Source organism: Ancylobacter sp. VNQ12 (genome assembly GCF_049445835.1).
Lineage (GTDB): Bacteria > Pseudomonadota > Alphaproteobacteria > Rhizobiales > Xanthobacteraceae > Ancylobacter.
Genome location: NZ_JBMSDU010000001.1, coordinates 103,260 through 117,922, shown reverse-complemented (window position 1 = coordinate 117,922; position 14,663 = coordinate 103,260). Strand labels below are relative to the sequence as shown.

Genomic DNA, 14,663 nt, shown 5'->3' with positions numbered 1-14,663 from the left:
TTCTCGCCGGGCCTCATATGTGAGGCCCGGCATCCCACAGGTGCCTTCATGAACGCCCATGCGAAGATTGCCGCGCGCAAAACACCCGAAGAACTACGCAGCGCCCGCTATTTCGCCCATGACGACCTGCGCAGCTTCGGCCATCGCTCGCGCTTGCGGCAGATGGGCTACGCGCCGGAGGATTGGGTCGGCAAGCCGGTCATCGGCATCCTCAATACCTGGTCCGACTTCAATCCCTGCCATGGCCATTTCAAGGACCGCGTCGAGGACGTGAAGCGCGGCGTGCTCCAGGCAGGCGGCTTCCCGTTGGAGCTGCCGGTGCATTCGGCCTCCGAAACCTTCCTCAAGCCGACCTCGATGCTCTACCGCAACATGGCGGCCATGGAGGTGGAGGAAGGCATCCGCGCTCATCCCATCGATGGCGCCGTGCTGATGGGCGGCTGCGACAAGAGCACCCCCGCCTTGCTGATGGGGGCGACCAGCGCCGGCGTGCCGGCGATCTACCTCCCGGCCGGGCCGATGCTGCGCGGCAACTGGAACGGCCGCACGCTCGGCTCCGGTTCGGACGCCTGGAAATTCTGGGACGAGCGCCGCGCCGGCAATATCGACGAGAAGGCCTGGGGCGAGATCGAGGGCGGCATCGCCCGCTCCTTCGGCCATTGCATGACGATGGGCACCGCCTCGACCATGACCGCCATCGCCGATGCGCTTGGCATGACCCTGCCCGGCGCCTCCTCCATTCCCGCCGCCGATGCCGGCCATAACCGCATGGCCGCCGCCTGCGGGCGGCGCATCGTCGAGATGGTGTGGGAGGATCTCACGCCCGCACGCATCCTCACCCGTCCCGCCTTCGAGAACGCCATCACCGTCGCGATGGCGATGGGGTGCTCGACCAACGCCATCATCCATCTGATCGCGCAGGCGCGCCGCGCCGGCGTCGACATCGGGCTGGACGATTTCGACCGCGCGAGCCGGATCGTCCCGGTCATCGCCAATGTCCGCCCCTCGGGCGACGCCTACCTGATGGAAGACTTCTTCTTCGCCGGCGGATTGCCGGCACTGATGAGCCGGCTTACGGACCACCTCCATCTCGACGCGCTCACCGTTACCGGGCGAACCCTCGGCGAGAACATCGTCGGCGCGCAGGTGCATGACGACGACGTCATCCGCACCGTCGACAACCCGATCTACGCCGAGGGCGCGCTGGCAGTGCTGCGCGGCAATCTCGCTCCCGAGGGCTGCGTCATCAAGCCGAGCGCCTGCGCCCCGCATCTGCGGGTGCACACCGGCCCGGCGCTGGTGTTCGACGACTATCCCAGCCTGAAGGCGGCGATCGACGACGAGAGCCTCGACGTCACGCCCGACCATGTGCTGGTGCTGCGCAATGCCGGTCCGCTCGGCGGGCCGGGCATGCCGGAATGGGGCATGCTGCCCATCCCGAAGAAGCTGGTGAAGCAGGGCGTGCGCGACATGCTGCGCATCTCCGACTCGCGCATGAGCGGCACCAGCTACGGCGCCTGCATCCTGCATGTCTCGCCGGAAAGCTATGTCGGCGGGCCGCTGGCGCTGTTGAAGACCGGCGATCTCGTGCGGGTGGATGTGCCCGCCCGCTCGATCGACATGCTGGTCGCCGAGGACGAGCTGGAGCGCCGCCGCGCCGCGCTTGTGCCGCCGCCACCGCATTATGAGCGCGGCTATGGCTGGATGTTCTCGCGCCATATCCGGCAGGCGCACGAGGGCTGCGACTTCGACTTCCTGGAAACCTCCTTTGGCGCGCCTGTCGGCGAGCCTTCCATCTACTGAGAGCAAGGGACCGTCTCGTGGAACTGCCTGTCAATCACTTCAAGCGCGGCATCCATGCCGGCGAGCAGCAGCTCGGCCTCTGGTGCAGCCTCGCCAGCAACCTCACCGTCGAGATCCTCGCCGGCTCCGGCTATGACTGGCTGCTCATCGACACCGAGCACTCGCCGAACGAGCTGAACATGGTGTTCTCGCAGCTTCAGGCCTGCATGGAGAACAAGGTGCAGCCCATCGTCCGCCCGCCGGTGACCGATGCGGTCTGGGCCAAGCGCTATCTCGACGCCGGCGTGCAAAGCTTCCTCTTCCCCATGGTGGAGACCGCCGAGCAGGCGGCGGCCGCGGTCGCCTACACCCGCTACCCACCCGAGGGCATCCGCGGCTTCGCGTCGGCCTCGCGCGCCTCGCGCTTCGGCCGCGTGAAGGACTATTACAGCCGCGCCCATGAGGAGATCTGCGTGCTGGTGCAGATCGAATCCAGGCTCGGCATGGAGAATCTGGAGGCGATCTGCGGCGTGCCGGGGATCGACGGCGTGTTCATCGGGCCGGGCGACCTCTCCGCCGACATCGGCTATCTCGGCGACCAGGGCAACGAGGCGGTGGTCACGCTGATCGAGGGGCTGGTCGGCCGCATCGTGAAGGCGGGCAACCGCGCCGGCATCCTCACCGGGGACGAAGCGCTCGCGCGCCGCTACATCGCCGCCGGCAACATTTTCACGGCGGTGGGTTCGGACGCCGGGGTGCTCGCCCGCGGCTCGGAGGCGCTGGCGCGACGGTTCCGCGGGTAAGGGCGTTCAGCGTCCGCTTCCAGCGTCGCGCCGGGGACGGACGTTCGGGCAACCGGGGTATCATGCACCTCCGCCCGCAGGCGGATGTCCCGATCAAATCGAAACCGCTTCCCCCGCTCGCGAGGCGATGAGCTGGTCGATGTGATCGAGGAAGAACCGCAGTACGGGGGAAGGATTGTCGCCCCGGTAACCGGCGGCGACCTCGATCACCGGGGCGTTGCCGGTGAGCGGCCGACATACCACGGAGCGTGGCAGCAAAGGCTCGACATAGGCCGGCAGCAGCGTCACGCCGCCCGTGGAGGCGACCAGCGAAATCCCCGTGGCGATGCCGTCGAGGAACTGGGCCGGCGACATGGCGACGCCTCGATCGCGGAAATAGCGATCGACGATGCCCCGCAGGATATGGGGCGTGTCGGAATAGCCGACGAACGAGGTGGGATCGATGTCGCGCACATCAATCGCGGAACAGGCCGCGAGAGGGTGATCCCTGGGTAGGAAAACCAGGATCGGCTCGTGCGCGATCACCTTGTAGATGACGTCCGGGTGGGGCTCCAGCCGGCAGAAGCCCAGGTCGATGTCGCCGCGCTGTATCGCTTCGCCGATGTCGGGCGAGAAGTCGCTCGACACACGAAAATCAATGTCTCTGAGCTGAGGCCTGAGCACGTGAGTGACGTGCCGAAGCCACTCGACCTCCTGCCCGGTCAAAAAGCCGACCGAGAAGCTGGGTTTGGGTGGCCGTGCCGCACGCCTCGCCGCCGCCACCGCTTCAGCCGCGGCCTGCAGAGCCCGCCTGGCGTGATCCAGGAAGGCGCGTCCGGCCGGAGTGAGTTCGACGCCCCGGGAGCTGCGAATGAAGAGCTGGGCGCCGACCTCGAGTTCAAGGTCGCGCAACTGGCGGCTCAAGGACGGCTGAGCGGTGAACAATCGCCGTTCAGCGGCCACGGTGAGGCTGCCCTCCTCGGCGACAGCAACAAAGTATCTGAGGTGGCGGAGCTCCACGGGTCATGCCTCCGAGGTATGACTGATACATAAACGAAGTCGTTCTTCGCGCAAAGCCCCACTGCTATGACAACCGGGCCAGCACGAGACATCTTCTGTCTCGACACCGGCAGAGCAGTCACCGGCGGGCCTGCGCGCACGCCGATTGCACCCATCCTTGTTGATCTAGCTCCGACGCGAACCGCCGGAGACCAACGCGCCTTGCCCGGCGCCGGGAGCTATCCCATGCCTCACGAGTTCCACCTGCTCATCGACGGCACCGAACGTGCGGGGTCGACCGGCGAGGCCGGCGACGTCCTCGATCCGGCAACGGGAGAGAAGATCGGCCAGGTTGCCTACGCATCCGTCCAGGATCTTCGCGAGGCGGTCGCGACGACGGCGCGGGGCCTGCGCGACTGGGCAGCGACGCCGCCCTGGGAACGGGGCCGCGTCCTGAAGAGGGCGGCCGACATCCTGCGCAGCGACCTCGAGGCGGCGGCGCTTACCATCACGCGCGAACAGGGCAAGCCCCTGGCCCAGGCCCGGACCGAGGTCGAACGGTCAGCCGATTTCCTGGAGTGGGGAGGCGAGCAGGCACGCCGGATTTCAGACCGCCTCATCCCCGGCCGCACGCGGGGAAGCCGCGTGGAGATCCGGTCGCTTCCCATTGGCGTCGTCGCCGCCTTCACGCCGTGGAACTTCCCGATGGCGCTCGCGGCGAAGAAGTTCGCGGGCGCGCTCGGTGCCGGTTGCTCGATCATCTGCAAGCCCTCGCAGGAAACCCCCGGACCGGTGCTGGTGATGGCGCGGGCCCTGCTCGAGGCCGGCGTCACGCCGGCGGCCCTCGCCGTGGTGTTCGGCCACGCCAACCAGGTCTCCGACCACCTCGTCGCGGCGCGCGAAGTCACCAAGCTCACCTTCACGGGCTCGATCCCGATCGGCAAACGCCTCGCCGCCGCGGCGGGCGCCGAGGTGAAGTCCGTCACTATGGAGTTGGGAGGCCACGCGCCGGTGATCATCTGCAGCGACGTCGATCCGGAATGGGCCGCCGACATGCTGGCGGACGCAAAGTTCAGCAACGCCGGCCAGATCTGCCTCAGCCCGTCGCGCTTTTTCGTCGAGGCATCGATCCAGGAGCGCTTCACCACGCGGTTCGTCGAGCGGGCCAAGGCGCGGCGCGTCGGTGCCGGGACCGATCCGGCCAGCGAGATGGGCCCGCTGGCGAATGCGCGCCGCCTGGCGGCGGTGGAAGAGCTGGTGGAGGACGCGCGATCGCGCGGCGCATCGGTCCTGGTCGGCGGGAAGCGGGTCGGTCAGCGCGGGTTCTTCTATGCGCCGACCGTGATCACCGATGTTCCGGACGACGCTGAGATCCTGCACCAGGAGCCGTTCGGCCCCATCGCCCCGATCCTTCCGTTCAACGACGAAGCGGCCATGCTGGAGCGGGCAAACCGTCCTGAATTCGGCCTCGCCGCCTACGTGGTCACGCACGACATCGGCCGCCAGCGCCGTCTGATCGACGCGCTCGAATACGGCGTAGTCGGGGTGAACGGGCCAGTGACCCATTATCCCGAGGCCGCACTGGGCGGCTGGAAGGAAAGCGGCATCGGCACCGAAGGCGGCATCGAGATCCTCGAGCCTTATCAGCGGACCAAGCAGGTCAGTCTTCGATAGTCCAACCGATCCCCGCCCGCCCGGGCCAGGGGATGAGGAACCCGCATGCTTGAAGATCCCTTCTCCTCCCTCTCCTTCATCGCCGGGCCGGCGATCCTGACCAACGCCAGCGCGGTCCTGCAGAACGGCGCGACCACACGCTACAACTTGGCCATCTCCCAGTGGCGCGAGTTTCGCGCGTCGCTGGCGGCGCGGGACGACAGGATGTCGCTGCAATACGTCGCCCCGGAAGCGGCCGTCGTACTGGCCCGGCGGCGCATCCAGCTGCTGCTGCGCGGGCTCGGCTTTCTCAACGGCGCGGTGGCGCTGTTCGCCGCCACCGCCGTTCTGGGACTGGCCGGCGCCGTACTGGCACAGGGCCAGGCGGTGCCAGCCGCGGCCGTCAGCCTGACGATAGGGATTTTCGGAGGCGCCGGCCTTCTCGCCCTGCTCGTCGCCACCGCGACCTTCTTCCTCGAAAGCTCATGCGGCAGAGCGCTGCTCCGCCTCCACCGCGAGTTCGGCGGCGAGGCCGTCATGAACCCTGGGCGCCCAACCAATGCGCCCTGAACCCCCAAGCCATGCAACAGGAGACTTCACAATGACGACGATCTCAATCGTGACCGGCGGCAGCCGCGGCCTTGGCCGCAACACCGCCATGAGCATCGCCCGCCAGGGCGGCGACGTGATCTTCACTTATCGCAGCCGCGCCGACGAGGCGCAGGCCGTTGTCGCCGAGATCGAGGCGCTCGGCCGCCGGGCGGTCGCGCTGCAGCTCGACACCGGAGACGCGTCGAACTTCCCCAGCTTCGTCGAACGGGTCCGCACCGTGCTCACGGCCTGGGGACGGGAGACCTTCGACCATCTCATCAACAATGCCGGGCACGGCGAGATGGCGGCCTTCGTCGAGACCACCGAGACGCAGTTCGACCTGATCTTCAACGTGCACGTCAAAGGGGTCTTCTTCCTGACGCAGGCTCTGCTGCCGCTGATGGCGGATGGCGGCCGGATCGTGAACTTCTCCTCCGGCCTTACCCGCGTGTCCTATCCCGGCTTCTCCGCCTATTCGGCGGCGAAGGGCGCGGTCGAAATCCTGACCCTCTACATGGCCAAGGAACTCGGCGCCCGCGGGATCACCGCCAATGCGATCGCGCCCGGCGCCATCGAGACCGACTTCCTGGGTGGGGCGGTGCGCGACACGCCCGCCTACAACGAAGCCTTCGCCTCGATGATCGCGCTCGGCCGCGTCGGCTTGCCCGACGACATCGGTCCGGCGGTCGCGAACCTGCTCCGCCCCGACAACCGCTGGATCACCGCCCAGCGCATCGAGGTCTCGGGCGGCCAGAACATCTAGCTGAATCGCACCCTGCGGGCCGCCGGCGGCTTTGCCGAACGGCGGGCCCCTGGGCACAAGGAGTTCGAACATGACCAAGGTACTGACCGTCCTATCCGCGGCCAACAGATGGACCCGCGCCGACGGATCGACCTATGACACCGGTGTCTGGGCCGAGGAATTCATCGTTATGGACGAGGCCTTGATCGAGGCGGGCCTCCAGGTCGATCTCGCGACACCGGGCGGCATGCAGCCGACGATCGACCCCCTTAGTCTCCAGCCGGAGATCATCGGTCAGGAAGCCGCTGATCGCTACCGCGACTACCTCGCCAGGAATGCCGGGCGTCTCCAAAAGCCGCTCCTCCTCGCAGGGATCGACGTCAATCGGTTCGACGCGGTCGTGGTTCCTGGTGGCCATGGCCCCATGGAGGACCTCTACAGGGACGCCGACATGGGCAGGATCCTGGTCCAGGCGAACCAGGCGTCGACGCTGATCGCTTCGGTCTGCCACGGTCCCGCCGCGCTGCTGGCCGCAAGCGACGAGGATGGCCGGTGGCCCTTCGCGGGACGCAGAATGACCTCTCTCAGCGATGAGGAGGAGATAGAGTTCGGCACCGCCACGAATGCGCCGTGGCTGCTCGCGGATACACTGCGCAAGCGCGGAGCGATCTTCGAGCAGGGTCCGAACTGGGGTTCCTACATCGTCCAGGACGGGAACTTGCTGACGGGTCAGAATCCTGCTTCGACCGCCGCGCTTGCCAAGGCGCTGATCGCTGCGCTCCGCTGATCCTGCAGGCACCAGGGAGCAACCGCCCCGGAGCCCGACAGCACAATGCCGGCAAGGGACAGTCCGCAGCCGCATTCAGCCGCCGGTCGATACGTGCGGTGTCTTGCGACCGAAGGGGGCGTACAGCGCGAAGCGGGATGCCGGCGCCGTCCTGCCCGCGCAGCAGGCCGACCTGAACGGGGCGAGGTCGCGCAGATTGCGCGCGAGGTAGTCGCCGCCGCCGAAATCGACGATCACATCGACCCCGTGTCCGCCGGTGGCTGCGCGCACGCCCGGCTCGAAGCCCTCGGATCGCTAGTCGAACACCGCCCTGGCCCCCAGCGCCAGCGCCTCGGCGCGATGCTCGGCATTGGCGGTCGCGAAGACGCGGGCGCCGAGGGCATGGGCGGAGTTCATCGAAAGGGCTGATGTTCCGGGGAAATCCTCACTTCAGCGACAAAGCCAGCCCGCTCAAATCAAGGCTGACGATGACGCCCTTTTGCTCACCGCTCAGCTCCAGAACAGCGCCATTCTGGTTGGTCAGGACGACGACTTGCGCGCCCTTTCCGAGTGCAGCGCCGGCACCGCCCTGGGCATAGACCCCAGAAACGTCAGACGGGCGCCGGATATTTCTGACCGTTCCGTGAAGTCGCGTCTCCGAGGCGCCGAAGGTGAAGCCATAACTCAGCCCCCCGACCGAGAGCGGATATTTGCGGCCCTGAAACGTCAGCACGCCGTCTCCGGCTGATCCGCCGACCACGAACCCGGCCTTCAAGATACGAATGGTGATTGATCCGTCAGCGGCGCTCGCCATCGATACGGCGCCGATGAGTGTTGCCAATGCGAGAAGCCCAACCTTGAGTACCGACAAGACTTTCATCGACGACACCTTTCAAATTGGAGCGATGTGCCATGTTGCCATCGTTAGACAACGCTCACTCTGGCGGTTGGTTGCTCGACAATCAACCGCCAGACCGAACGCATTTTCGTTGCGCCAAGGCCCATGCCCAAGGCTCATGCAGCGTGTGCGTCTCCCACTCCGGCCGCTCGTCGGGGGATCGGAGCCCCGCGATGCCAAGATCGCCGGCGACCGGCCTTTCACCTCAACCAGGAGCGCCGGGGCACGCGCACCTGCCAGGTCCCGTCGATCAGACGATCATTCCACGTCCATCCGGGAGCTTTTCGTCTGCCCTGTGAACAGCGGCACGATTTCCTGAAGCCCGTCGATTTCGAGGTCGACATCCCCGAAACCGCCGCCGCTCGCACGGTAGCCAACCACATAGAGGCCAGCGGCACGAGCCGAGCGCACGCCGGACAGGCTGTCCTCGACCGCCGCCATCTCGTCCGGCGCGACGCCCAGCCGCGTGCAGGCCCGGCGATACGGCTCGGGATCGGGCTTGCCGCAGGCGACGTCGTCCAGGCTGAGCGAGAAGACGATGACATCGGAGATGCCGAGCGCGTCGATATTGGCGTCCACCACGCTGCGGCTCGAATTGGAGACGCAGACCTGCGGCACGCCGAGCGTCGCCAGCGCGCGGATGGTCGCCACCGCGTCGGGAAGCGCGATCAGACTGTCGCGGTGGGCGACATAATGGTCATTGATGCGCGCCAGCCATTCGGCCTGCGCCACCTCCGCCGGCAGGCGCGGCGATATCTCATTCCACACATCGCCCATATGGATGCCGCGAAACGCCTGGTCGGGAAGGTCCGAGAGGTCGGAGCCCAGCGCACGGCAGGCGGCGACGAGCGCGCGGTGATGGAGGGGCTCGCTGTCGATCAGCGTGCCGTCAATGTCCCACGCGACAGCACGCAGCCGGCGGGCGCTCATGCCGTATCCCTTGCCGCGTCCCTTCCGGCGAGGCGGCGGTAGAGGTCGCGGTAGCGCGCATAGCCGGCGGCGTAGGTCTGCGCATGGGCCGGGTCCGGCTCCAGCGTCTCGTCCTGCTGTACGAAGCGGGAGATGCCGGCCCAGTCCGCCGCGCCGATGCCGACCGCCGCCGTCCAGGCCGCCCCGAGCGAGGAGCCGGGATGGCCCTTCAGGCGATGGACGGGCTGCTGCAGCACATCGGCGATGATCTGCATCCACACGCGCGAATTCGAGCCGCCATCCGACACCATGACGCGTGCAGCGGCGTGCCCCATGTCGCGCAGCACCTCGACATGGTGGGCACAGGCAAAGGCATAGCCTTCCAGCAGTGCCCGCCACACATGGCCGATATCGTGCGAGAGGGTGAGCCCGTCCACGATGCCGCGTGCGGCGGGGTCGTGGATCGGCGTCTTCTCGCCGAGGAAATAGGGCAGCACCGTCAGCCCCTCCGCGCCGGCGGGGCGGGCGTCCGCGAGGCGGTCGAGATGCTGGTGCAGGCTCAGCCCCGCGCGCTCGGCCGTCGCCGCCTCGCCGCCGGCGAAGTTATGCACGAACCAGTTGAGCCCCGAGCCGCCGGTCGACATGCAGCCATTCGGCATGAACAGGCCGGGGATGAGGTGATAGTCGAGATACAGGCGCGGGTCCGGCTTCACCTGGTCGGTGGCGACGAGAATATCGATGGCGCCGCCGAACTTGAGCAGGATATCGCCGCGCCTGGTGACGCCGGCTCCGAGCGCCGAGGCGATCATGTCGGCCGCGCCGCCGATGACCGGCGTGCCGGGGGCGAGGCCGGTTTCGGCCGCGCCTTCCACCGAGACGCGCCCCATCACCTCGTGTGAGGCGGTCTTGCGCGGGATGGCGCTGCGCGCAATGCGCGCCCAGGCGACCAGGTCGTCATCGATCTCATGGCGCGAGACATCGACGAAGCCGGCCTCCAGCGCCCAGTTCTGCTCTACCGCCCGCTCGCCGGTGAGCCGCCAGTTCACATAGTCGTAGGAGCCGAACACGGTGGCGATGCGGGAGAACACCTCCGGCTCGTGGCGGGCGATCCAGCGCAGCTTCGCGGTGACGAGCTGCTGGTTGATGCCGTTGCCGGCTTTGGCAATGAAGGACGTCTCGTCGCGCTCGGCGCGCAGCTCGGTGACTTCCGCCCCGCAGCGTCCGTCGCTCTGCTGGATGGAAGGGCGCAGGAGCCGGCCCTCCGCGTCCAGCAGCACGACCGCCGGCAGCATGCCGGTGACGCCGACGGCGGCGATCTCGGCCGGGTCGATCCCGGCCTTGTCGATCAGCTCGCGGGTGATGGCGCACACATTCGCCCACCATTCCGCGGGGTCCTCCTCCGCCCAGCCGGCATGCCTTGAGGTCAGCGTCACCGGCCGCGAGACGACACCCAGTATCTCCCCCGGAAGCCGCAGAAGCAGGCCGATGGTCGAGGTCGTGCCGATATCGAGGCCGAGAACGCAGCTCATGAAGCAACCGGAAGGGAGGAGAGAGGGGTCAGCGGATGGAGTTCACGACATCCATGAAGCGCGATACGCGCGCCGCCTCGACCGGGTTCCAGGTATTGCCGTCGACCTTGAAGTGCGTACCGATGACGACGCCGGAGGCGACCGAGAAGATGTCGCGGATATTGTCGATGTTCACACCCGTATTGGCAAAGATCGGCACGTCCTTGACGGTCTCGGCCACCTTCTGAAGGTGCGACTGGTCGGCCGGCTGGCCGGTGATCGGGCCGGAGACGAGGATGGCGTCGGCGACCGAGGAGAACACCGCGCTCTTGGCGCGCAGCTCGATCGGGCGCTGATCGAGCGAATGGGCGAACTCGGCGTTGATGTTGAAGAGCATCTTCATGTCGTCGCGCTTCAGGTCGTGGCGCAGGCGCGCCGCCTCGGCGCAGTTCGGCTCCCACAGGCCCATGTCGGAGGCGAACAGGCCGGTGAAGATCTCGCGCACGAAGCTGGCGCCCGTCACTGCGCCGATGGCGACGGTGGCGACGGGGTCCCACAGATAGTTCACGCCGAACGGCACCTTCAGGCTCGGCTTCACCGCCTGCACGATGGCCGACATGGCGGCGATGGAGGCCGGGGAGCCCTTGAAGACGTAGGGGCGGTCGTTCTCGTTGCCGAACATGATGGCGTCGACGCCGCCGGCCTGCAGCTTCTCGACATCGGCGAGCACGCCCTCGATCAGCTTGTCGAGGCCGCCATCGGCGTCATAGAGCGGGGCTCCCGGCAGTGCGCCGATATGAGCCATGGCGATGACGACCTTCTTCTTGGCGCCGAAACACTCGAAAACCATTCCAACTACTCCTTGGGGGACGGGGCGCGCGCGGGGCGCATCAATTTCCAGGGGCCGGCGGCGCGATGCGCACGTCGACGCGCGCGGCAGCGAGCGCGGCGGCGATGCGCGCGGGCGGCTCGGCATCGGTGATGAGGATGTTGATATCGGTGAGAGCGCCGACCTGGACCAGCGACATGCGCTGGAACTTGGCACTGTCGCACAGCAGGATGCGCAGGCCCGACCGGCGCAGATAGACGCGCTTCATGTCGGTGTCCTCGAAGGAATAATCGAAGAAGCCCTCGGCGGTGACGCCCGAGGTGCCGAGCACCGCGACGTCGAACCACAGCTTCTCGAACTGGGCGATGGCGGTGGGCCCCCACACCGACATCTCCTCCGCGCGCACGCGCCCGCCGGCCACGTAGACTTCGGGCGCTCCACCGTCCAGCAGGGCCGAGACGCGCAGGCTGTTGGTGAAGATCTTCAGGTGCCCGACATCGCGCAGATGGCCGGCCATCAGATAGGTGGTGGTGCCCACGTCGATGGCGGCGGTGCGGTAGCCGGCGACAAGGCCGGCGGCATAGGCGGCGATGGCGGTCTTCGCCTCGCTGCCACGGCGCAGGCGCGCGTCGAAGCGCGGCTCCTCGCTGTCCATGGCGACGCTGGCCGGCACCTCGGCCAGCACGGCGCCGCCATGCACGCGCACCAGCCGCCCCTCGCGCTCGAGCTCCAGCAGGTCGCGCCGGATCGTCATGTCCGACACGCCGAGCTCGGCGGCGATGGTGGTGACGCTGATCGAGCCGGAGAGGGCGAGCTGGTCGAGTATGCGGGCGTGGCGCACATGCGAGAGCATGCGCTGGCGGTCCTCGCCAGCCGCGAGTTCGGCAACGGATCTGTCCGGAAAAGACACGTCGTCGGCCATCATTGCACCCTGCCTCGTTGCGGATCCATCGGAGGTGAACGGATTCGCCGCGCGTCGGCCACTCCTCTCTAGCGCAACAAACGAACAATATCAAACACAAGATTACACTTGATGTGCGATCATGTTTGGATAAGCTGCGCGTCGAACATGAGGAGCCGACCATGATCCCTGCGACCGCGCCGACGCCAGTCTACCCCGAACTCTCCGGCCGACTGGCCTTCGTGACCGGGGCGGCGACGGGGATCGGACGGGCCATCGCCACGGCCCTGGCGTGCCAGGGCGTGCGAATCGCCATCGGGGACATCAATCTCGCCGCAGCCGAGGAAACGGCGGCGGCGATCGGCGGCGGCGCGGTGGCGGTCGCAGTGGATGTGCGCCAGCGCGCCTCGGTCGAGACAGCGTTCGCCCAGGTACTGGAACGGCTCGGCGGCTGCGACCTGCTGGTCGCCAATGCCGGCGTCTCGACGATGCAGGCGGCACTTGAGATCACCGACGCGGAGTGGGACTTCAACTTCGACGTCAACACCCGCGGCGTCTTCCTCACCAACCAGATCGCGGCCCGGCATTTCGTGGCGACGGGCAAGGGCTGCATCGTCAACACCGCCTCGCTCGCCGCCAAGGTCGGCGCACCGCTGCTGGCGCACTACTCGGCGTCCAAATTCGCCGTGCTCGGCTGGACGCAGGCGCTGGCCCGCGAGCTGGCCCCGAAGGGCATCCGCGTCAACGCTGTCTGTCCGGGTTTCGTGGCGACGGGCATGCAGTCGCGCGAGGTGCAGTGGGAAGCGACGCTGCGCGGCGTCAGCCCACAGCGGGTGATCGACGATTATATCGGCCAGACCCCGCTCGGACGGCTGGAGCAGCCGGAAGACGTCGCCGACGTCGTCGCCTTCCTCTGCTCGGATCAGGCTCGCTTCATGACCGGACAGGGCATCAACGTGACGGGCGGCGTCTACACGACCTGATGCCAGGCTGTGCGAATGTGACCGGTCACGATGCCGGCCCGTTCGATTTAGTTCTTGCGATGTGCGATTTTGTTCCACTACTATCCGCCGACCGTTGGGGCTCCGGCGAAAGACAAGGCCCTCCGGCGTATCCCGCGTGACGGGGGCGCCGTGTTCCGGGCAGAGGATTGCTGATGTCGTCGATCGAGCTCGATCATGTCTCCAAGCTCTACGCCAACGGCGCCTATGGCGTGCGTGACGTCGACCTTTCCATCGGAGAAGGCGAGTTCGTGATCTTCCTCGGTCCCTCGGGCTGCGGGAAGTCGACCACACTGCGCATGATCGCCGGACTGGAGGGCATCTCCTCGGGGGATCTGCGCATCGGCGGGCGCAGCGTGAACAACGTGGCCCCGCGTGACCGCAACATCGCCGTCGTATTCCAGTCCTACGCGCTCTACCCGCATATGAGCGTGCGCGACAATATGGGCTTCGGCCTCAAGATGCGCGGCGTGGGCCGGGCCGTCATCGACGAGAAGATCCGCGAGGCGGCGGGGCTGCTCGGACTTACTCCCTATCTCGACCGCAAGCCGGCGGCCCTCTCGGGCGGGCAGCGCCAGCGCGTCGCGCTCGGCCGCGCCATCGTGCGCGATCCCGTCGCCTTCCTCCTCGACGAGCCGCTGTCCAACCTCGACGCGCAGTTGCGCGCGGAAATGCGGCTCGAACTCGTGAAGCTGCACCGCCGGCTCGGCCGCACCATCGTCCATGTCACCCACGACCAGGTGGAGGCGATGACCATGGGCGACCGCATCTGCATCATGCGCGAGGGCAGCATGATCCAGGTCGGCAAGCCGCTGGAGGTCTATGCCAACCCGGTCGATACCTTCGTCGCCCGCTTCCTCGCCACGCCGCCGATGAACCTGATTCCCGCCCGACTGCAGGGCCGGGACGACGGGCTGGCCGTTGTCGGCGACGGCCTCGACGTGCCGGTGCCGGACATGCACCGGGCGGCCTATGCGCCGGCGGCCGGACGCGAGGTGATCTTCGGGCTGCGTCCCGAGGACCTGCACGAGGCGCCCCAGCCCGGCTTCGCGCGCATCGACGTCACCGTGGTGGCGATGGAGGCGCTCGGCGTCGAGAACATCCTCGTCGGCCAGATCGGCGGCGCGGGCGGCGGCAAGCCGGTCGAGATCTCCGCCCGGCTCTCGCGCCATTTCACCGCGCCGGCGGGAGCGAGCGTTCCGCTCTATCTCGATGCGCGGCCCATGCACCTGTTCGACCCGGAGACGACGCGGGCCTTTCCGCGTCCCGCCCTCCGCATCGTCAAATCCTGATCGAAGCGGA

At 67.6% G+C, this 14,663-nt stretch carries 15 protein-coding genes; 8 read left to right on the top strand and 7 right to left on the bottom strand.

From position 1 onward, the window contains the following. The first annotated feature begins 48 nt into the window (after positions 1 to 48). Together araD and ACO2RV_RS00525 are read left to right on the top strand one after the other, a co-directional pair. Positions 49 to 1,803 carry an L-arabinonate dehydratase gene (gene araD / locus ACO2RV_RS00530; RefSeq protein ID WP_423288689.1) on the top strand — a complete coding sequence of 585 codons (1,755 nt, stop codon included), beginning with the start codon at positions 49 to 51 and terminating at the stop codon, positions 1,801 to 1,803. Positions 1,804 to 1,820: 17 nt separating this feature from the next. Continuing rightward, complete coding sequence (locus ACO2RV_RS00525; protein WP_423288687.1) at positions 1,821 to 2,585, top strand: HpcH/HpaI aldolase family protein; 765 nt, start codon at positions 1,821 to 1,823, stop codon at positions 2,583 to 2,585. 93 nt (positions 2,586 to 2,678) lie between these two features. On the opposite strand, the gene ACO2RV_RS00520 is transcribed toward ACO2RV_RS00525, so the two are convergent. Continuing rightward, positions 2,679 to 3,584, bottom strand: coding sequence for a LysR substrate-binding domain-containing protein (locus ACO2RV_RS00520; RefSeq protein WP_423288685.1), 906 nt, complete (start codon positions 3,582 to 3,584; stop codon positions 2,679 to 2,681). A 225-nt stretch (positions 3,585 to 3,809) separates the two neighbouring features. Here ACO2RV_RS00520 and ACO2RV_RS00515 point away from each other — a divergent pair, with 225 nt between their 5' ends. From ACO2RV_RS00515 to ACO2RV_RS00500, 4 genes are all read left to right on the top strand, one after another. Further along, a complete protein-coding gene (locus tag ACO2RV_RS00515; RefSeq protein WP_423288683.1) occupies positions 3,810 to 5,237 on the top strand; it encodes an NAD-dependent succinate-semialdehyde dehydrogenase in 1,428 nt (475 codons plus the stop codon). A gap of 45 nt (positions 5,238 to 5,282) precedes the next feature. After that, positions 5,283 to 5,786, top strand: coding sequence for a hypothetical protein (locus ACO2RV_RS00510; RefSeq protein WP_423288681.1), 504 nt, complete (start codon positions 5,283 to 5,285; stop codon positions 5,784 to 5,786). Positions 5,787 to 5,817: 31 nt separating this feature from the next. After that, positions 5,818 to 6,570, top strand: coding sequence for an SDR family NAD(P)-dependent oxidoreductase (locus tag ACO2RV_RS00505; RefSeq protein ID WP_423288679.1), 753 nt, complete (start codon positions 5,818 to 5,820; stop codon positions 6,568 to 6,570). A gap of 70 nt (positions 6,571 to 6,640) precedes the next feature. After that, the gene (locus tag ACO2RV_RS00500; RefSeq protein ID WP_423288677.1) at positions 6,641 to 7,336 is read left to right on the top strand and encodes a type 1 glutamine amidotransferase domain-containing protein; all 696 of its coding nucleotides are present in this window, start codon (positions 6,641 to 6,643) and stop codon (positions 7,334 to 7,336) included. Between the two features lie 75 nt (positions 7,337 to 7,411). On the opposite strand, the gene ACO2RV_RS00495 is transcribed toward ACO2RV_RS00500, so the two are convergent. From ACO2RV_RS00495 to ACO2RV_RS00470, 6 genes are all read right to left on the bottom strand, one after another. Further along, positions 7,412 to 7,606, bottom strand: a complete 195-nt coding sequence (locus ACO2RV_RS00495; protein ID WP_423288675.1) for a hypothetical protein — start codon at positions 7,604 to 7,606, stop codon at positions 7,412 to 7,414. A gap of 154 nt (positions 7,607 to 7,760) precedes the next feature. Continuing rightward, positions 7,761 to 8,195 carry a hypothetical protein gene (locus ACO2RV_RS00490; RefSeq protein ID WP_423288673.1) on the bottom strand — a complete coding sequence of 145 codons (435 nt, stop codon included), beginning with the start codon at positions 8,193 to 8,195 and terminating at the stop codon, positions 7,761 to 7,763. 276 nt (positions 8,196 to 8,471) lie between these two features. Next, positions 8,472 to 9,143 carry an HAD family hydrolase gene (locus ACO2RV_RS00485; protein ID WP_423288671.1) on the bottom strand — a complete coding sequence of 224 codons (672 nt, stop codon included), beginning with the start codon at positions 9,141 to 9,143 and terminating at the stop codon, positions 8,472 to 8,474. After that, entirely contained in the window at positions 9,140 to 10,651 is a 1,512-nt protein-coding gene (locus ACO2RV_RS00480; RefSeq protein WP_423288669.1) for an FGGY-family carbohydrate kinase, read from the bottom strand. Before ACO2RV_RS00480 ends, ACO2RV_RS00485 begins: the two co-directional genes overlap by 4 nt. Before the next feature lie 28 nt (positions 10,652 to 10,679). Then, complete coding sequence (locus ACO2RV_RS00475) at positions 10,680 to 11,480, bottom strand: BtpA/SgcQ family protein (protein ID WP_423288667.1); 801 nt, start codon at positions 11,478 to 11,480, stop codon at positions 10,680 to 10,682. 40 nt (positions 11,481 to 11,520) lie between these two features. Beyond that, positions 11,521 to 12,381 (bottom strand): DeoR/GlpR family DNA-binding transcription regulator, encoded by an 861-nt coding sequence (locus ACO2RV_RS00470; protein WP_423289851.1) that lies wholly within the window; start codon positions 12,379 to 12,381, stop codon positions 11,521 to 11,523. A 161-nt stretch (positions 12,382 to 12,542) separates the two neighbouring features. On the opposite strand from ACO2RV_RS00470, the gene ACO2RV_RS00465 reads away from it, so the two are divergent. Both ACO2RV_RS00465 and ACO2RV_RS00460 read left to right on the top strand, forming a co-directional pair. Then, complete coding sequence (locus tag ACO2RV_RS00465; protein WP_423288665.1) at positions 12,543 to 13,343, top strand: SDR family NAD(P)-dependent oxidoreductase; 801 nt, start codon at positions 12,543 to 12,545, stop codon at positions 13,341 to 13,343. 173 nt (positions 13,344 to 13,516) lie between these two features. After that, positions 13,517 to 14,653, top strand: a complete 1,137-nt coding sequence (locus ACO2RV_RS00460) for an ABC transporter ATP-binding protein (protein WP_423288663.1) — start codon at positions 13,517 to 13,519, stop codon at positions 14,651 to 14,653. Positions 14,654 to 14,663 lie beyond the last annotated feature (10 nt).